Source organism: Desulfofundulus luciae, from assembly GCF_030813795.1.
GTDB classification, from domain to species: Bacteria; Bacillota; Desulfotomaculia; order Desulfotomaculales; family Desulfovirgulaceae; genus Desulfofundulus; species Desulfofundulus luciae.
This window is the reverse complement of record NZ_JAUSUX010000011.1, coordinates 40,413-59,337: the sequence shown is the minus strand read 5'-3', so window position 1 is coordinate 59,337 and position 18,925 is coordinate 40,413. Positions and strand designations below refer to the sequence as shown.

Genomic DNA, 18,925 nt, shown 5'->3' with positions numbered 1-18,925 from the left:
CTTACCACAAATGGCCGGCAGCACAAATACCCGTTTTGTTTGTGGATGATTTGACAAAGGAGCGGGCATTGCTTATCGTATGTATCAGGGGGGTGAAAATATGTCCCGGATAGAGGAACTGGTGCGGGCAATAGAAGAACTCTCCCTGGAGGAACAAAAGCAATTATTTGATCAACTGGTAGATCTGCTGGACCTGCTGGGCTGGATCAAGTTAAACGAGGTGACTTTTTATTAGCTAAAATAAATTAAACCATGTATAAAACGACCGGCGGATCCGCCTGCTGCCGGCAGACCCGCCCGTCAAAATGAAATCGGGAGGTTCTTTACTTCATTCTTTCCTGGACCACGGCCACAGCCGCATCCTTTAACCGTTTGGCCTCGGAAACGATCCTTTCCTTTTCTGCCAGAATGCCCTTGACATAGTCCTGGTCTTTAATCATGGGGATGTTGATGTCGGCACTCAGAAGTACGGCGTTGATGGCCGCTTCACATATGTAGGCGGCCACGCCCGCATCGCTGATGGCCATTTTATTGCCAATCTTAGCCAGCCTTTCGGTAATCTCCAGGGCCTCCAGGAGGGTGCGGGCCACTTCCATGGGAGTGTCAGTGGCCGTTTTCAGGGCCTTTTGCATCAGTTCTTCCCGCCTGGCCTTTTCTTCCTCGGTGTTTTTGGGCATCCGGTAGACTTCCATGAACTTGCCGAAGGCTGCAATATCGGCCGCCACCAGCTTTTCCAGTTTGTTAATGATAAAGTAAGCCGCGCCGGTAATTTCCTTGACCTGGGGCTCCACATCGGCAAATTTGGGCTTGCCCACCGTGAGGTTGCCGACCATGGCCGTCATGGCCACCCCCAGGGCACCCACTATGGCGGAAACGCTGCCCCCACCGGGAGTTGGGGCGTCGGAAGCAGCTACCGCCAGTATCCTGCGAAAGGGAAAATCAAAAATCTCGCTCACCAAAAAACACCTCCTCAAATCTTCCCCTGCAGCTTGATGGCTTTGAGCACGTTCTTTTGAATCAGCACAGTGGTCAGGCTGCCCACACCGCCGGGCACAGGGGTGATGGCCCCGGCTACCTCCTTGGCGTTTTCAAAGTCCACGTCACCGCAAATGCCGCCCTCCACCTGGTTGATACCGGCATCCACCACCACTGCTCCGGGTTTGATCATGTCGGCCTTGATCATTCTTGGTTTGCCGACGGCGGCAATGAGAATGTCGGCCTGGCGGGTATGGTAGGCCAGATCGGCGGTCCTGGTATGGCACACGGTAACGGTGGCATTCTGGTTGAGCATCATGAAGATGAGGGGTTTGCCGACCGTCTCGCCCCGGCCCACAATCACGGCATTTTTACCCTTGATTTCAATGCCGGTACGGAGCATGATTTCAATGCAGCTCTGGGGTGTGGCCGGGAACAGGCCGTCCCCGCCGCTTAAAATGTAACCCCGGTTGATGGGGTGGACGCCATCCACGTCCTTTTTCGGCGACACGGCTTCCAGCACCCGCTGCTTGTTCATGTGTTTGGGCAGGGGCAATTCAATCATAATCCCGTGTACGCTGTCGTCCCTGTTCAAGCGGTCGATGAGCGCCAGCAATTCTTCTTCGGGCGCGTTGCCGGGCAAGGTGAAAAGCTCAAACTCGATGCCCACATTGGCACAGGATTTCTCCTTGGACCGGGCATAGACCACGGAGGCCGGATCGTCACCGGCCAGGACCACGGCCAGCTTGGGGATAATACCCCGTTCCCTCAACTGGGCCACTTCGGCCTTAACCTCTTCCCGGATCTCCGCCGCCACCTTTTTCCCATCAATAAGTGTCGCTGCCATGTTTAGCCTCCCCCTTTACATTTCCTCTATTTAAATACCCTGAAAAAAGTAATTGCCTACCGTTTGCACGCGCTCGCTCCGTTCGCCTCGCAGGCCAAACTAGCGCTCGACCTCGGACTTCGGCGGGGTTCCCGGCCCATTCGGCATCCATGCCTCAGGGGCCGGCCTCGGGCATCCATGCCCTCGGCCCCGCCTCCGCCCTCGGTCTCGCTAAGTTTGGCATCTGCTCGGCTCAATGTCGCTCGCTTACGTGCAAAACGGCAGCGATTTTCATCTTCTCCTGGTGACGCTGAAAGCATCATGGGCGTCTGTTTAGTCACCCGCCTAAGGCAGGCGTTATCCGCTCACTCATACGCTACGGACAACGCCGTGCCCCTGTAGTTAAAAAAGCGGTTTTACCGAACATTTACTTACTCTATAATTGATTCCTCCACCTGGCAGCATAGACGGCCGCGATAGAGCTCTACCTGTACCTTCTCCCCCGGTGCAACCTCCCCGGCCCGCCGCACCACCTCACCTGTGTCTGAACGGGTACAAATGCTGTACCCCCGGGCAAGGGTGGCCAGCGGACTCAAGGCCTGCAGTTGGCCGGACAGCAACGCCAGACGGCTTTGCTGGCGCAGGCGATATTGCTCCATGGCCCGGTTTAAGCGGCGGAATAGATCGTCCACCATTTGTCCCCGGAAACCACAGAGAACATCCACCGGGTAACGGAGTACCCTGCTCTGACGGCAGGCATCCAGCCTTGCCCGGCAGGTTTGCAATTTTTCCCGTATGGCCCGCAACAGGCGCCCTTCCAGAAGACCCAGGTAGCGGGCCATTTCCTCCCGGACCGGGACCACCATTTCCGCCGCCGCCGAAGGGGTGGGAGCCCGTACATCCGCAACCCAGTCGGCAATGGTAAAATCGGTTTCATGGCCGACGGCTGATATTACCGGGATATCGGAAGCAAAAATGCTCCGGGCCACCATCTCAGTGTTGAAGGCCCATAGCTCCTCCAGTGACCCGCCTCCACGGCCTACAATAATCACATCACAGGCCTTCAGGCGATTCAGCCAGTGCAATGCCCGGGTAACCTCCCGGGGAGCGCTTTCCCCCTGCACCGACACGGGCACAAAAATGATCTGCAGGCCCGGCCAGCGCCGCCGGATAATTTTGACCATATCCCGCAGTACCGCTCCGGTGGGCGAAGTAACGATGCCAATGCGGCGGGGTAAAAGGGGCAGCTTTTTTTTATGTTGCGGTGCAAACAGGCCCTCTTTTTCCAGTTTTTGTTTCAACTGTTCAAAGGCCAGATAAAGGGCACCCGTGCCCTCGGGCTCCATCTCTTCTACATATAGTTGGTATGTACCGTCCCGGGGATAAACCGATACGTAGCCCCGCACACGCACAGCCATCCCGTCTTCCGGTTGAAAAAGGAGGCGGCGCCCCCGGGAACGAAACATTACCGCCTTAATGGAACAGAACTCATCCTTCAGGGTAAAGTAAAGGTGACCGCTGGCCGCCTGTTTACAGTTGGAAATCTCTCCTTTTACCCAGAGGTTCAGCAAAAGCGGGTCATTATCAAGGAGGTTTTTGATGTGGCCGGTAAGTTCGCTTACGGTGAGCAACTTGAGCATCTAACTACAAGCTCCGTATTATTCTCACTTTTTGTCTCATTAATTATTGTTGGACAATTACCATTATTATCAAAAACCCTTCGGGCGGCGGTCGTCCCCCGCGGCAATGGCGTAGCCGGAGGGAAAGGCCGCCGTCCGTTCATCTTTGCTAAAAATCTAAGCCTTCTTCTTCATCAAATAATCGTGGATGGACCGGGCCGCGATTCGTCCGGCCCCCATGGCCAGGATAACCGTAGCGGCGCCGGTAACCACGTCGCCGCCGGCAAAAACACCGGGCTTGGAAGTGGCCCCGGTTTGCGGGTCGGCCACTATATTGCCTTTTCTGCCCAGCTCCAGGCCCCTGGTGGTCCTGGGTACCAGCGGGTTGGGGGCCTGGCCGATGGCCACTACCACCGTGTCCACATCCATGACAAACTCGGAACCGGGGATGGGCACCGGCCGCCGCCGGCCGGATTCATCGGGCTCGCCCAGTTCATAGCGCAGGCACTCCATACCCTTCACCCAGCCGTTTTCATCTGCCAGAATGCGCACGGGATTGGTCAAAAAGGCAAACTTGATTCCTTCTTCTTTGGCGTGTTCCACTTCCTCGTGGCGGGCGGGCAGTTCTTTTTCGGAACGCCGGTAAACAATCCAGGACTCTTCCGCCCCCAGCCGCAGGGCAGTGCGGGCCGCGTCCATGGCCACATTGCCGCCGCCAATTACGGCCACTTTCCTGCCCACCTTGATGGGGGTATCCCACTCGGGGAAGAGGTAGGCCTTCATCAAGTTGGTCCGGGTGAGGAATTCGTTGGCGGAATAAACGCCGCAGGAATTCTCCCCGGGAATGTTCATGAAATACGGCAGGCCGGCACCGGTGCCGATAAATACGGCGTCAAAGCCCTCTTCCTCCATCAACTCATCCACGGTGGCAAACTTGCCGACCACCGCATTGGTAATGATTTCTACACCCAGCTTTTTCAAGTTCTCTACCTCGGCCTGTACCACCCGCTTGGGCAGGCGAAACTCGGGAATGCCGTACATGAGCACACCGCCGGCTACATGCAGGGCTTCGAAAACGGTCACCCTGTGACCCAGTTTGGCTAAGTCGGCAGCACAGGTAAGACCCGCCGGGCCGGAACCAACCACCGCCACTTTAAAACCGGTGGGCGGGGCCACCTCCTGGGGCAGCACACCCCGGGCCAGCTCCCAGTCGGCACAGAAGCGTTCCAGACGCCCGATACCCACGGGCTCGTGTTTTTTGCCCAGGGTGCAGTATTTCTCACACTGGTTTTCCTGCGGGCAAACCCGGCCGCAAACAGCGGGAAGGGCGTTCTTCTCCTTGATCTTTTTAATGGCGCCCGCAAAATCCCGCTCGGCCACCAGCTTAATAAACGCGGGGATATCTACCTCCACCGGACAGCCCTGCCGGCAGGGCTCCTTTTTACACTGCAGGCAGCGCTTGGCTTCCGCCACCGCAGTTTCTTCGTCATAACCCAGGGCTACTTCGTTGAAATTTCTGATCCGCTCAACGGGTTCCTGGGCAGGCATCGGATGTTTTTTGGGAATTATCTCTTTCTTCTCAGCCATTATTTGCCACCTCCACATCCGCACTGGCATGTATGACGCTCTAGTGCCCGCTGTTCTTCTGCCCGGAAGGTGGCCGAACGACGGGCCAGTTCAGCAAAGTCCACCTGGTGACCGTCGAATTCAGGACCATCCACACAAACAAACCTGGTCTGGCCGCCCACGGTCACCCGGCAACAACCACACATCCCCGTACCGTCCACCATCAGCGCGTTCAGGCTGACAATGGTTTTGATGCCGTAATCTTTGGTAACATTGCAACAGGCCCGCATCATGGGCTGGGGACCGATGGCCAGCACCAGGTTGATGTTGTCCTTGCCCCGTTCGTCAATAATTTCTTTCAGGACATCGGTAACAAAACCCTTACGCACATAGGAACCGTCATCGGTGGTCACAAAAAGCTCGGTGGAAACTTCCCGCATCCGATTTTCCCAGAATAGCAGTTCCCTGGTGCGGGCACCGATGATGCTGATCACATGATTGCCTGCTTCTTTCAACGCCCGGGCAATGGGGAACACCGGAGCTATCCCTACACCACCACCGACGCATATGACCGTACCGAAGTTTTCAATATGGGAAGGGGTCCCCAGAGGTCCGACAAAGTCTTTGATGTAATCTCCCGCTTCCAGTGTACCAAGCTGTTTGGTGGTTTTGCCGACCTCCTGAAAGACAATGGTAATGGTACCCTTTTCCCGGTCGAAGTCTGCAATGGTCAGTGGAATACGCTCACCTTCTTCGTGAATGCGCAAAATAACAAATTGACCCGGCTGACATTTCCTGGCTACCCTGGGTGCTTCAATAACCATTTGCTTGATAATGGGCGAAAACACCTGTTTCTCTAAAATTTTGAACATTAATGATTCTCCCCCTCCCTTAGCATGTTCTATAAATATAAAACATTATGAAACAATTATCTTATTATTCTCGCTACGCCGGCAAATTCCTGCCGCCCCGCATAACTTATGAACGAAACCTGCAAAAAGAAAAGGGAGGCCTACCCCATCTCCCCTTCCGGTGGATAATAGGATAACGGATCCTTTACCACCCGGCCGAGAATACCGTTAATAAAACGACTGGAATCCGGTCCTCCAAAGGTTTTGGCCAGTTCCACCGCCTCATTTACCGCCACGCTGTTGGGGATGTCCTCCCGGTGGAAAATTTCAAACAGCGCAAGGCGCATGATATTCCGGTCCACCGCAGCCATACGGTATAGCGGCCAGTCCCGGCTTAAACGGGCAATGACCTGATCAAAGGCTTTCAGATGGTTCAGGGTGCCAGCAACAAGTTCACGGGCAAAAAGCATGTCCTTAGGGCTCAGGTAAGCTATTTCCGCATCTTTTTCGTTTACTTGATCACTTTCATCAAAGTCCCCGGGGTTTTGGGAAGCCATTTCCCGTAAGTGATTGAGGGCTTCTTCGGGATCAACCCGTGCTACATCTACCTGGTAGAGAACCTGCAGTGCCGCTTCCCTGGCCTGCCTTCTGCCCATACCCAGACCCTCCCGCTTTCAACAAAATGCTTCATCTCTCCTGGAACAACCGGGAAAACAGTTCCCGGAAATCCACCCGCTCATCCAGCCGTTTCCCCACATAGTAGCCGGCAAAAACACATGCGGCCACAAAAAGGGCCTTAAGAATCCCATAGATAATGGCAAACCAGCCAAAGGCCAGACCTAAAATGACACCGGTAATCTTACCCCGGTGCCGCTTCCATAATTCCGCAAGGGTATATGCATCCATCGGTTGAATACACCCCATTTATTCCACCCGGGGTTTACGGGCGGAAATACTTTTGACCGTAATGGCAACGTCCTGCACCGTCACCCCGGTAACCTCCAGCACCCGATTTTTCACCTGTTCCTGGACCATGGCGGCAGCGGCGGGAATGTTTATGTCCGGGGTTACCGCCACCCGTATACCAATGCGGATGCCCTCTTTGCCCGGGTAGACCCTGGCACCGGCTTCCCGCACCCCGTTTTGCGCCAGAGCCACCTTTTCCACCAGGTCCTGGATGGCGGTAAGGGCAATACGCACCTGTCCCAGGGCCGCCTCGTGAACCACCGCCTGCCGGCGGCGTGGGCGTACCCCTACCCAAAACAGGCGGGCGCCGCCTAAAATAAACAGGCCTAGAAGGGCAATGACGGCCTGCGGTTGCCCGATGACCATGTTCAGCCCGCCCCACACCCGGTAAGGCGCAATAAGACCCGTCACGGCAGCCATAGCCCAGCCCAAAGCCAGTGTAATGACAAAAGTATAGATCACCAGGAGGCCGCGGTCAAAGGGTCCCATAAAAATGTAACCCCCTATGCCTATATTTCACCATTTCCACTAAACCTTAACGGACCCGGTGTTCTTCCTCTTTACCCTCCTGGCTGAAGGCTACCCCCTGGATGTTGACATTAACTTCGACCACCGAAAGGCCGGTCATGGACTCAATGGCTTTTTTTACATTTTCCTGGATTTGAAGCGCCACATCGGGAATGCGAATGCCGTATTCCACGATGACAAACAGGTCTACCGCCGCTTCTTTTTCTCCTACCTCCACTTTCACACCTTTGGACAGATTCTTGCGGCCCAGCATCTCGGCTATGCCGCCTACCACCCCGCCGCTCATTCCGGCTACACCCGGGACTTCCGTGGCGGCCAGGCCGGCAATGACCCGCACTACTTCATCGGCAATCCGGATGGAACCCAGGCTGGTCTGCTCTTCCCGTACCACCACTTCCTTATTTTCCATCATTAATAAACCTCCCCGTTGCTTGTCATATTTTACCTCCACGCCCCCCATTATATCAGAACGATAGGGCATCTGCAACCAATTAGTCCATCAGGATGCGGCGCTGAATGAAGTTGGTGTAAATCTCACCCCGGCGGAAAAAGGCGTTATGCAGCACCCGCTGATGGAAGGGAATGGTGGTCTTGATCCCCTCAATGATAAACTCCCCAAGTGCCCGCTGCATCCGGGCAATGGCTTCATCCCGGTCCTGGCCCCAGGCAACCAGCTTGGCGATCATGGAATCGTAATGAGGGGGCACCTTCCAGCCGGGGTAGGCCGCGCTGTCCAGGCGGATCCCCGGCCCGCCGGGAGGCAGGTAAGCAGTAATCAGTCCCGGGGAAGGAGCAAAGTTGCGGGCGGGATCCTCGGCGTTAATCCGGCATTCAATGGCCCAGCCCCGGATTTGAATGTCTTCCTGGGTATAGCCCAGGGGTTCTCCAGCCGCCAGGCGTATTTGTTCTTTGATCAAATCAATGCCGGTAACCATTTCGGTAACCGGATGCTCCACCTGAATGCGGGTGTTCATTTCAATGAAATAAAAGTTCAGGTGCTTGTCCAGCAGGAATTCCACGGTCCCGGCGTTATAATAACCCACGGCCCGGGCGGCCTTTACCGCCATTTCACCCATTTCCCGGCGCAATTCCGGGGTAAGAGCTGTAGAAGGGGATTCCTCGATCATCTTTTGATTGCGCCGCTGAATTGAGCAATCCCGTTCACCCAGATGGACGATATTGCCGTGCTTGTCGCCCAGGATCTGAAATTCAATATGGCGGGGTTCGTCCACATATTTCTCCACATAAACCTGAGCGTTGCCAAAGGCCGCCTGGGCTTCCGCCTGGGCCGTCTGTACCGCCCGGATCAGGTCCTCGGGGCCCTGAGCCACCCGCATGCCCCGGCCCCCGCCGCCGGCAGAAGCTTTAACCAGCACGGGGTAGCCAATTTCTTCCGCCACCTCCAGGGCCTCCTGCACGTCCCGGAGCACACCGGAGGAACCGGGTACCACCGGTACCCCGGCTTTTAGCACCGTTTCCCGGGCCACGGCCTTGGCGCCCATTTTTTCCATGGCGGAAGCCGGGGGGCCGATAAAGGTCAGGCCGCAACTTTCGCAGATTTCCGCAAACCCGGCGTTCTCCGCCAGAAAACCATAACCGGGGTGGATGGCATCCGCCCCGGAAACCATGGCCGTACTGATAATGTTGGTGATATTGAGGTAACTTCTGGCTGCCGGGGCCGGGCCAATGCAGTAGGCCTCATCGGCCATACGCACCGGCAGGCTGTCCCTGTCGGCTTCGGAATATACCAGAACAGTTTTAATGCCCATCTCCCGGCAGGCCCGAATGATCCTTAAGGCAATTTCTCCCCGGTTTGCAATCAGTATTTTTTTAAACATTCCTGCTCCCTGCCCATCTATTTTTCCCGGATCAAAAACAGCTCCTGCCCGTACTCCACGGGCTGGCCGTTTTCCACCAGGATGTCTACAATCTCACCGGCCACCTCGGATTCAATTTCGTTCATCAGCTTCATGGCCTCAATAATACACAGCGTCTGACCCTTCTCCACCACATCCCCCACCTGGACAAAGGGCGGGGCATCGGGTGCCGGGGCGCGGTAAAAGGTGCCTACCATGGGAGCCCTGATCACGGCAAGGCCCGTAGGATCAACGTTTTTTTTCGGGGCCGGTGCCGGCGGGGCAGCCGTTTCCCGGGCCGGCGGCGGCCCCGGGGAGTCATCACCCGCAGGTGCAGGCATTGTTCCTTGTGCGCCGGCCTTCCTTATGGCCACCTTCACCCCCGCACTCTCCAGGGATAACTCGGCAATGGCCGTCTGGTCAATTAGTTTAATTAACTCCTTGATTTCCTCTAAGTTCATGCTCCCTTCCTCCTTACGGCCGGCCTCTTGCCCCCGTGTTCCCGGCCGCAAGGGTGCGGCAGAATCCACGGGCTGTTGACCCGGCCGGCTGCGGTTTTCAAAGAATCGCTTCGCCACCTGGGGAAACAGGGCGTAGGAAATGAAATCTTCTTCCGACTTCGCCAGGTGTTTGATCTCTTCTCTTATTTTATCCATTTTGGGTTCCAGTAAATCGGCGGGACGGCAGGTAATGGGTTCTTTGTCCCCCAAAATCTTTCGGGCCACATCCGGATCTATGGGGGCCGGCGGCCTGCCGTAGAGCCCTTCAACGTAGGCCCGCACCTCACCGGGGATAAGCTTGTAGCGTTCTCCGGCGAGAACGTTCAAAACGGCCTGGGTGCCCACGATCTGGCTGGTGGGAGTGACCAGGGGAGGGTAACCCAGTTCCGCCCGCACCCGGGGAATTTCCGCCAGCACCTCGGGCAGGCGATGCAGGGCCTTTTGTTCTTCCAGCTGGGTAACCAGGTTGGAAATCATCCCCCCGGGCACCTGGTGTTCAAAGACCCGCATGTCGTTGATACGGGTGACCCCACGCTCGTAACCCAGGGACTTGCGCAGGTCTTCAAAGTAAGCGGCAATTTCAAACAGCAGGCCCAGTTCCAGCCCGGTATCGTAGGGCGTGCCCTGCAGGGCACGGACCACGGTTTCCACCGGGGGCTGGGAAGAACCAAAGGCCAGGGGCACCGAAGCAGTATCCACCACATCCACACCCGCCTCGGCCGCCTTGAGATAGGCCCCCAGGGCCAGGCCGCCAATGTAGTGGCTGTGAAGCTGTACGGGCAGACCGACCCGTTCCTTAATCAGTTTTACCAGTTCGTAAGCTTTGTAAGGGGTGAGCAGCCCGGCCATATCTTTAATGCAGATGGAATGAGCTCCCATCTGGGCCAGGCTGACCGCCGTTTCCACATAGTGCTCGGTGGTGTGTACCGGGCTGATGGTATAAACCACCGCCGCCTGGATGTGTGCCCCCGTCTTTGAAGCCACCCGCATGGGTGCTTCAAAGTTGCGCAGGTCGTTCAAGGCGTCAAAGATGCGGATAATATCTATGCCGTTCTCCACCATCTTATTAATAAAGGCCTCGACCACATCATCGGGATAATGCTGGTAGCCAACCAGGGACTGACCACGCAAAAGCATCTGCAAGGGCGTGCGCTTAATGTGCTTTTTTAAAGTCCGCAAACGTTCCCAGGGATCTTCGTTCAAATAACGCATGCAAACGTCAAAAGTGGCCCCGCCCCACACTTCCAGGGAATGATAGCCTACCGCATCCAGTTTTTCCAGGATGGGCAGCATATCTTGAGTACGCATGCGGGTGGCCCAGAGGCTCTGGTGGCCATCGCGCAGGGTAGTATCGGTGATTTTTAAACCCATGAAAACCTCCCCCAAAACAAGGCAAAACAAAAAATACTCAGGTTGCAATAAATACAACCTGAACCGTTGGCCTGTTTATTATTAACTTGATGTTATTATATTAAAATCTACAGGTCCCGGAAATAGGGTAAACGCAAGTATACAATATATTTCAGTATACCCCCGGAAGCTTTTGAAAGTTATGCCGATTGTAAAGTGTAAAATTTGGTGATCTGAAACAGGAGAGCCACCCTTTCCCCGAGTAGATAAGATTAATTAAATTTAATGGATACCGCACAGATAAACCCGCCGTCGGTGCGGCCAGCCGCAACGGCAGCAGCTTCAATTTGCCACGCGGCCTCTTCCTGCTCGTAGTCGAAGCCGGGCGGGGTGAATAATACCGCCCGGGCGCGAACCGCATCACCCGGCATGGCACACCGCAGCTCATCCAGGGTGTACAGCCGGGCCCTGTTGAAAACACTGTCCGGGTCCCGGCGGGCCTTTTCCGCGTAAAAACGACCCCAGCTGCTGTCCCTGCCGATCAGCCCCACCACCAGCCTGCCGCGGGGCTTCAGGACCCGGTAGGCTTCCTGCAGGGCTGCACCCAGGTCCGGCACGAATTCCATGGCGGACACGGAAATAACGCCGTCGAAGCTATCGTCCGGAAAAGGCAGTTGCACGGCATCTCCCTGGACAAATTCCACCGGCAATCCCTCTGCCTGGGCTTTCGCCCGGGCCTTCGCCAGCATTCCCGGTGAAATGTCCAGGCCCGTCACTTTCAACCCCCGCCTGGCCAGCTCCAGGGAATAGTTGCCCGTACCGCAACCTACGTCCAGCACGCTCATTCCCGGACGCGGTTCCAGGTAAGCCAGTACCGCCTCCTTTTCCAGCCGGTCCACGAAACGACCGGCGGGGGTCAGGTACCACTCGTCGTAAGTGCCGGCCTTGTCGTCAAAAAGTTGACTCATTGGCGTACCTCCCCACGCTCTTATTGCCGGAAACCCGCAGGATCCGGTGTCCTGTAACGGCGGCCCCCGCCGGGTCAGACAAGAGGCCGGGCGTGTAGGAACTGCGTACCAGCGGGCCGCAGTCCGCCTTCCGGAAGCCTTTCCGGAGGCACTGTTCCTCGTACCAGCGGAACATCGCCGGAGCAACATAACCGTGCACCGGCAGGCGGCCAGGGGTGGGCTGCAGGTATTGCCCTATGGTGATATAGTCGCAGCCGGCCTCTCTCAGGTCGTTCATTACCGCCAGCACTTCTGCCGGCTCTTCACCGAGCCCCACCATAATCTCGCTTTTGGTGGACTTGCGGATTAATAGCATTTTCCGGTACATGTCAAGCATTTCCTCTTCGCTCGGAGCCATCAGGGTCCCTCCCTTAAAAATTTTTGCCAAGGAATTACAATCAGAATTTTAACTCCGCAATAAAAATGCCAGGGTCCGGCGCCGGTGCATACATACGTATATCCCCACTGCGAGTACCTTCAATCGTAACCGTTTTTTAAACGTGCCCGCCGTAACTATTTCTGCGGCGCTTTAGAAAAATGCGCAAAAAACGAACAGCGTTAAATTACCGGGTACTTCATCACTCTGGTAACACGGAACAATCGTTGTGAAACTCCTATTAACTGACCGGCCAAAAAAAAGCCGCCGCCATTTATGGCAGTGGCTAGCAGGCAAGGTGGATTTAAGGTAGGCAGGTCCGTGGTACTCCAGCCCGTACAAGATGCTGCCCAAGTCCATGTCATCGGCTACCAGCCGCCGGGAGTCGTGGAGGTTGTGCTGCCAGATATGGATGAGCCCTTTGGTGCCGTTTTTCACGGCAAAAGAGACGGCATAGTCCTTTTCGCCTTCGCCAGAGCCCTAAAGGGCATGACCAAAATCTCGTGGGCTAAAGCGCCGTTGCTCTGGTGGGCCTTAGCCCCCCGCACCGTTATCCCCTTTTCGTTCTTACCGACCACCCGCAGGTAGAGATCAGGGTCCTTCTGCCCTGCAGGCCCCTTGCTCCGGTCGCCTTTAACACACATTACTCCCGCCGCGCATATCTTGTCTTCTTTCTGTACACTCGGTATTGTATTCCCGGTCCAGCAGGAAGGTGCAGTGGTAAATGGCGTTGGCCACACACGTCCCGGCGCACCTCCCGGCAGTGCAAGTGCCGGTGGTGTTATGCCACCACCGGCGTAGCTTCACGGTTTTCACCAATTCTACCCTGCTTTGGAACAGGGCCGAGAGCAGGTTACATCTTTCTCCGGTGAGGGGTGAGATGGTGGTCATGAGTTCCGCGTTCTCAGGGGCCATGGCAAGGTCGTAGGTTGCTTTGGCAGCGTTGATTATCGGCCGGAGCACAGGGTGGCGCAGGAAGCCCTCAACTTTTTTACCCCTGCAATAAATTAACGGCTTAAACTCCTTAATTTCTTCAATAAATTCTGCCCCGCTTTTCATATTGATTCTCCAAATTCTGCCCCGCTTTTCATATTGATTCTCCAAATTCTGCCCCGCTTTTCATATTGATTCTCCCTTCAAGTTAAAAGTTGTTTCCGGAGAGTACGTTAAACTTCAAAAACGTGGATAATCTGTTGAAATTAAGCCACCCGCACTTCTAAGTTCTCTACCGGACAGGTTTTTTATCTTTGGCTACATATTCTAGATGGATGGGAATTTTTCCTTCTTGCTTTTTTTTTCTGCCTGGCACACTGGGCGGCAGCCAGAAGACCGGCAGCGGCCACAAGAATTCCTGCGGCGTAAGCCGCATTCAGGATGCAGTCCAGGTGCTTTCCCCCCGCACCGCTAGGAGGGCTATCCAGTAGCCCATTAATTACGTCGTAGCTTTCAACAGTTCCCCTATGGCGGAGCGCATGTGCACGGCGGTGATTATGGAAAGGGCGTATGCGCCCACAAGGCGTTACTTGAAAGGCCGCCTGCTTTAAATTAAAGGGTGACGGGCTTCGCCAGGCTGCTGATACCAGAGTTTTATGACTTATCTAGCTACATAGCAATCGCAACAAATGTTCAGGAAAGGTGGCCCGGGGATGTCTTGCTGCCAGGCGCCGCAGCCGCACCACTGCCGTGGCCACATCGAGTTCCTGGGGGCAACACCGGCTGCACCGCCGGCAGCCGATACACGACCAGAGAAAACGGGAAGTTAGCACCTCGTCCAGCCGGCCGAGCTGCAATAGACGCAGCACGCGGGCAGGCGAAAGGTCCCGGATACGGGCAAGGCAGGCTCCACCGCACCGTCCGCAGTTGGCGCAACTGCGGGCAGTACGAAGAGTAACCGGATCAAGTCGTTCCAGATCCTGAAGGGTTATTTCCCTGAAGGGACGATCCTCATGCATGGGGATAACCTCCGGCTTAAATTCATTCTTTAAAAGGATTGGGACCTAATTCTTGAAGCTGCTTTACAAATCTTTTTATTGCTGCCACCAGGCTCTGTCCGTCCTCAATACCGGCGGTGAGCACCTGTACCCGCTCGGGTTCCACCAGCATGCGCTGCAAGGTTTCCCGCAAGTTGTTGACCCGGGATTCGGCCAGAGATGTACCCCGCCCGTAATGGCACTCCGTAGTACGGCAACCTACCACCAGTACACCGTCTATCCCGCTGAGCAACGCATCATTGATCCAGCCTGCATTCACCGCTCCGGCACAGGGAACCCTGACCGTCAGTATATTAGCCCCATAGCTGGTCCCCCGGGTGCCGGCCAGATCCAGTGCCGGGTAAGCATCGTTGGCACATAAGAAAGCCAGGACGCAAGGTTGCTCATCCATGCTGCCCGGATCCATCGCTTCTATAAGTCCGGCCATTTCCCGGGAACTGAATCCCGGCAGGTAAATACATCTCAGGGGACATCCCCCTTGACAGATACCACATCCCCGGCAGGCCAGCGGATTTACCGCCGGATAACCGTCTGTATCAAAGCTGCAGGCACCGTAGGGACATTCCTCTACACAGCGCCCGCACCGGTCGCACTTGTGCCGCTCCACTACCGGTGGAACTACCACAGACTGGTTCTGGATGGTAGCCAGACATTCCGCTGCTGCAGCCAGAGCGCTTTTGACGCTTGTACTCACATCCATCGGTTCCTGAGCACAACCGGCCACATAAATACCCGCGCGTCGCACCTCCATGGGCGAACAGGGTAGGTGACCGGTGATAAAGCCGGTTGTGTCCTTTTCCAGGCGCTCAAAAGTCGGGACGGCACAGGGTACCATACCGGTGGCCAGTACCACCAGTTCGGCCCGTACCGCCACCCGTGAACCACTTAAGGTATCATCAGCCGTGACGACCAGTTCTTCTGCCACAGGGTCCCATTCCACTGCATAGGGGTTACCCCGGATAAAAACTGCACCGTGTTCTTCCCGTGCCCGGCGGTACAGTTCTTCCAGGTTGCCCGGAGTACGGATGTCCATATAAAAGACAAAAATGCCGGCTTCCGGCGCCACCGCCCGTACGTAATCAATTTGTTTTAATGTGGCCGCACAGCATACACCGGAACAATAAGCCAGGTGCTGTTTATCACGGCTGCCGGCACACTGGATAAAGGCCACCCGCCTTACGGGCTTTTTATCGTGAGGCCGGATTAACTGGCCACCAGTTGGTCCGTCCGGACGGGCCAGAACCTCCAGGTCCATGCTGGTAATTACTCCAGGCAAACGCCCGTAGCCGTAATTGTTAATCCGTCCGGCATCGTAAGGTTCCCAACCCGCAGCCAGAATGATCGCGTCCACACCAATGCTCAGCCTGTCTTCCTCCTGGTCCAGGTCAATGGCCCCAGCCGGACAGACTTCCACACACCGGCTGCAGGATTTACCACGACAAAACACACGGTTGACGGCATAGTTAAGAGGATAGGGAAATAACCCCGGGCCTTCAATGGCCCGCTGCCTGCCCGGTGGCAATGCTGCAGAGGGTGCTACCTCCACCGGGCAAACCTCAAGGCAAGCACCGCACCCGGTGCAGGTATTCTTGACGTAACGGGGTTGTTTTAAAAGTTCCACCGTAAAGTTACCGGCGGTACCACGCACACCGGTTACCTCGGTCAAGGTGTGCACCGTTACCCTTCCCGTAGCCAGCAAACGCGCCATCAGTACCTCCAACCCACACCGGGGTGAGCAAAAGCGCGGGTAATAGCGGTACAACCGGGCCACCTTGCCTCCCAGGAAAGGGGATTTTTCTACCAGCGTTACGTTAACCCCGGCCCGGGCCAGATTCTCTGCTGCGGTTAGCCCGGCAATACCTCCTCCCACTACCAGTACAGACCGGGAAGTTGAAGAACTAACCGGTTCAAAGGATTCTGCCGGGCTCAACCGCCCCACGGCCATTTTGAGTAGATTCCGGGCCTTTGCCATCGCCAGCGCCGGCTGGTCCCGGTGGGCCCTGGTGCACTGTTCCCTTAGGTTACAGCGTTCCAGGAAGTGTTCGTTCAAGCCTACCTGCCGTGCAAGACGAAGAAAGGTATCCCGGTGTACGGCTGGTGAGCATGCTCCAACCACTACCCGGTCTACACGCCCCTGACGCACATCCTCAGCAATTATTTCCAGGCCGTCAGCGCTACATAACGCAGGATAATGGATGCTGGCAGCAACCCCGCGCCATTTGCCTGCCTGCTGGGATAATTTCTCCAGGTCAAGAATTTTACCGATTTCACCGTAACAATGACACAGGTAGACACCGATTTTTGGCGGCACTGTGTTCCCCCCTGAAAACACCGGGGGCCGGCAATGGGCCGCCGGCCCCTTAATTCTTAGTCATTCCTGTTTTTAAAGGTGAAGCGTTCTACCTTACCGTGAATATCCACAACAGTCCAGCTGATTTTATTGCTTCCAACCAGCGGAATAAGCTTGGCCGGGTAATAACCCAACTGGTAAGGTAGACGGGTTTCAATGGCTCCGTTGGGACAGGCTTTCACGCAGGACATACAATCCCAGCAGTCCCGTGCCGAACGGCAATATGCCTTTCCATTATTTTCATCCAGAGCCATTAAATCCCCAGGGCATATTTGTACACAAAGAGCTTCGCTTTCAGCACGGCAACCGTCACATTTTTGGAGATTAACCTTTGGCGGCACCAGTAATCAACCTCCTGTCGGAATTATGGCCGGTAACGATCTCCAGGGATTATCTGTTCGTATGGTCTGGTAAATACTTCTATCTCGCCGGTTTGCGGGTTACGCCGGGAGTTGACAAAGCAATCGAAACGGGTATCATCCCGCTCGGGGAAGTCCACCCTGTTCTGCCAGCCCGGCCAGCGGGTTTCCTCACGGAACAACAGGTGATGTACCAGCACTTCTGCTACATCCAGCCGGTCAATTATTTCATGAGCTTCCATTAGCTCGTGTAAATCGCGGGCTACAAGATACCTGGTTTGATCCTTCAAAATAGCCAGGTGTTTCAAGGCATATTCCAGTCTTTCCCGGTTCATCCGGTAAAACTGGTGCACACCACCTGCATATTCGTCCATAAGCCGCTGGAGGCGTTCCTCCATTTCCCGCGGGATAACACCATCCCCTTCCCGAACCTGCCTGATGGCCGGTGCATAAACCCGCACCTTTTCCGCTGCCACAAGAGACTCATCCACCTGACCCCTGTCTGCCAGGGATTCCAGGTATTCGATAGCCCCCCGGGCCGCCAGCATTCCTTCGGCAGCACAACCGCCGACAAACTTGTTCGGTACCCCACCGGCCACATCGCCGCAGGCAAAAAGACCGGGCAGGGTGGTAGCACGCTTAACATCAATCCAGTACCCGCTGGCCGTATGGCCTCCCACGATGTAGGGGTCGCTACCGTAGACCTCAATGGGCTCCCTGGTAATGTCCTGACCGCGGGCAGCCAGGAAGAGTACAAAGCTGGGACGCTCATTCAGATAATCTATTTTCAGGGTCTTGACCTGTTCTGGAGTCATATGACGGGTATCAACATAACAGGGGCCCCTGCCGGCCAGCCATTCTTCCATCGGTGCGTTGGCCCGCACGAAACGAGGAGAAGCATCACCGCCCATGTGAGCGTACCGTTCGGCTAAAATTTTCTCCCCTTTGGCGTTAATCATAGGCGCTTTATAACCTACCGAAATGGTGTCAATGGGCCCGTTAAAATCCTTGGTACGCACAGCGCACCAGCGCATCTCGAAGGTGGTCATTTCTGCACCGGCCCGAATACCCATGGCATAACCGGTACCCACGTTAAAGGGGCAATACCAGATCTGGTGGTGGCTATCAACGCCATCGTTGGTATAGGGTTTATATAGCCCGGCTGCTCCTCCGGTGGCCACAATGGTCGCTCCGGCTTTAATAATATAAAACTTGCCGTCCCGGACACCAAACCCCATGGCGCCGATAACGCGGTCACCATCGAGGAGATAATTGGTGGCCACCACCCGGTTTAAAACTTCGCAGCCGTATTCCCGCACCTTCTCGGCCAGGATCACCTTCATCTCTGAACCCTGGATGGCAATATCCCAGCGCCCCCGGGCCAGGTATTCCCCGTTTTCGTCCTTTTTAATGGGCAGGCCCCACTCTTCCCATTCTTCAATGGCCTGATTTAAAAGTTCGGCCATGGTAATGGTCAGGTCTTCCCGCAAGAGACCTCCTGCCTGGGCGCGGCTCCAGCGAACCAGGTTTTCCACGGTTTCGTTTTTCTTAATGTAAGTATTGATGGCATCCATGCCTGAGGCCAGGCAGCCGCTGCGATCGATGTGGGCTTTTTCCATCAAGGTGACCCGCAGATCGGGACGACGGCGCTTGGCCTCAATGGCAGCATAGCAGCCGGCGTTACCGGCACCGATAATCAAAATGTCAGTCTCAAGCCTTACCTCTCCCACCTCTTCAAGTTTCGCAGGCAGTTTTGCAGCCATATTCTAAAACCTCCCCAAATCAATCTTTATTTGATAACTCCT

18 protein-coding genes and 1 pseudogene are annotated in these 18,925 nt (G+C 55.7%); 1 reads left to right on the top strand and 18 read right to left on the bottom strand.

Annotated elements, in window-relative coordinates; translation table 11 throughout:
- Nucleotides 1-100: 100 nt before the first annotated feature.
- A complete protein-coding gene (locus J2Z49_RS08220; RefSeq protein WP_307401915.1) occupies nt 101-235 on the top strand; it encodes a hypothetical protein in 135 nt (44 codons plus the stop codon).
- A gap of 88 nt (nt 236-323) precedes the next feature.
- Here the strand turns inward: J2Z49_RS08220 and J2Z49_RS08215 are convergent, their stop codons facing one another.
- The 18 genes and pseudogenes from J2Z49_RS08215 to J2Z49_RS08125 form a co-directional block, all read right to left on the bottom strand.
- Nucleotides 324-956, bottom strand: a complete 633-nt coding sequence (locus J2Z49_RS08215; RefSeq protein ID WP_307401914.1) for a cyclodeaminase/cyclohydrolase family protein — start codon at nt 954-956, stop codon at nt 324-326.
- Nucleotides 957-970: 14 nt separating this feature from the next.
- Nucleotides 971-1,822, bottom strand: a complete 852-nt coding sequence (locus J2Z49_RS08210; RefSeq protein WP_307401910.1) for a bifunctional 5,10-methylenetetrahydrofolate dehydrogenase/5,10-methenyltetrahydrofolate cyclohydrolase — start codon at nt 1,820-1,822, stop codon at nt 971-973.
- 410 nt (nt 1,823-2,232) lie between these two features.
- Nucleotides 2,233-3,441, bottom strand: coding sequence for an exodeoxyribonuclease VII large subunit (gene xseA, locus J2Z49_RS08205; RefSeq protein ID WP_307401907.1), 1,209 nt, complete (start codon nt 3,439-3,441; stop codon nt 2,233-2,235).
- A gap of 156 nt (nt 3,442-3,597) precedes the next feature.
- Entirely contained in the window at nt 3,598-5,007 is a 1,410-nt protein-coding gene (gene gltA, locus J2Z49_RS08200; RefSeq protein ID WP_307401904.1) for an NADPH-dependent glutamate synthase, read from the bottom strand.
- Entirely contained in the window at nt 5,007-5,858 is an 852-nt protein-coding gene (locus J2Z49_RS08195) for a sulfide/dihydroorotate dehydrogenase-like FAD/NAD-binding protein (RefSeq protein ID WP_307401901.1), read from the bottom strand. The genes gltA and J2Z49_RS08195 overlap by 1 nt, the downstream gene beginning before the upstream one ends.
- A 140-nt stretch (nt 5,859-5,998) precedes the next feature.
- A complete protein-coding gene (nusB, locus tag J2Z49_RS08190; RefSeq protein ID WP_307401899.1) occupies nt 5,999-6,493 on the bottom strand; it encodes a transcription antitermination factor NusB in 495 nt (164 codons plus the stop codon).
- Between the two features lie 31 nt (nt 6,494-6,524).
- Complete coding sequence (locus J2Z49_RS08185) at nt 6,525-6,743, bottom strand: DUF2273 domain-containing protein (protein WP_307401898.1); 219 nt, start codon at nt 6,741-6,743, stop codon at nt 6,525-6,527.
- 18 nt (nt 6,744-6,761) lie between these two features.
- Nucleotides 6,762-7,292 (bottom strand): alkaline shock response membrane anchor protein AmaP, encoded by a 531-nt coding sequence (gene amaP, locus J2Z49_RS08180; protein ID WP_307401895.1) that lies wholly within the window; start codon nt 7,290-7,292, stop codon nt 6,762-6,764.
- 46 nt (nt 7,293-7,338) lie between these two features.
- Complete coding sequence (locus J2Z49_RS08175; protein ID WP_307402064.1) at nt 7,339-7,740, bottom strand: Asp23/Gls24 family envelope stress response protein; 402 nt, start codon at nt 7,738-7,740, stop codon at nt 7,339-7,341.
- Between the two features lie 82 nt (nt 7,741-7,822).
- Nucleotides 7,823-9,169, bottom strand: a complete 1,347-nt coding sequence (gene accC, locus J2Z49_RS08170; RefSeq protein WP_307401893.1) for an acetyl-CoA carboxylase biotin carboxylase subunit — start codon at nt 9,167-9,169, stop codon at nt 7,823-7,825.
- 17 nt (nt 9,170-9,186) lie between these two features.
- Complete coding sequence (gene accB / locus J2Z49_RS08165; RefSeq protein WP_307401890.1) at nt 9,187-11,058, bottom strand: acetyl-CoA carboxylase biotin carboxyl carrier protein; 1,872 nt, start codon at nt 11,056-11,058, stop codon at nt 9,187-9,189.
- 251 nt (nt 11,059-11,309) lie between these two features.
- The gene (locus J2Z49_RS08160; RefSeq protein ID WP_307401887.1) at nt 11,310-12,005 is read right to left on the bottom strand and encodes a class I SAM-dependent methyltransferase; all 696 of its coding nucleotides are present in this window, start codon (nt 12,003-12,005) and stop codon (nt 11,310-11,312) included.
- Nucleotides 11,989-12,402 (bottom strand): lipoyl synthase, encoded by a 414-nt coding sequence (locus J2Z49_RS08155; protein ID WP_307401885.1) that lies wholly within the window; start codon nt 12,400-12,402, stop codon nt 11,989-11,991. Before J2Z49_RS08155 ends, J2Z49_RS08160 begins: the two co-directional genes overlap by 17 nt.
- A 452-nt stretch (nt 12,403-12,854) precedes the next feature.
- Nucleotides 12,855-13,479: pseudogene (locus tag J2Z49_RS08145) on the bottom strand (4-hydroxyphenylacetate 3-hydroxylase N-terminal domain-containing protein).
- Nucleotides 13,480-14,018: 539 nt separating this feature from the next.
- Nucleotides 14,019-14,372 (bottom strand): 4Fe-4S dicluster domain-containing protein, encoded by a 354-nt coding sequence (locus J2Z49_RS08140; protein ID WP_307401876.1) that lies wholly within the window; start codon nt 14,370-14,372, stop codon nt 14,019-14,021.
- A gap of 22 nt (nt 14,373-14,394) precedes the next feature.
- The gene (locus J2Z49_RS08135; RefSeq protein ID WP_307401874.1) at nt 14,395-16,722 is read right to left on the bottom strand and encodes an FAD-dependent oxidoreductase; all 2,328 of its coding nucleotides are present in this window, start codon (nt 16,720-16,722) and stop codon (nt 14,395-14,397) included.
- Nucleotides 16,723-16,778: 56 nt separating this feature from the next.
- Nucleotides 16,779-17,102, bottom strand: coding sequence for a 4Fe-4S binding protein (locus J2Z49_RS08130; protein ID WP_013823024.1), 324 nt, complete (start codon nt 17,100-17,102; stop codon nt 16,779-16,781).
- A 23-nt stretch (nt 17,103-17,125) separates the two neighbouring features.
- Nucleotides 17,126-18,883 carry an adenylyl-sulfate reductase subunit alpha gene (locus J2Z49_RS08125; protein WP_307401869.1) on the bottom strand — a complete coding sequence of 586 codons (1,758 nt, stop codon included), beginning with the start codon at nt 18,881-18,883 and terminating at the stop codon, nt 17,126-17,128.
- Between the last annotated feature and the right edge of the window lie 42 nt (nt 18,884-18,925).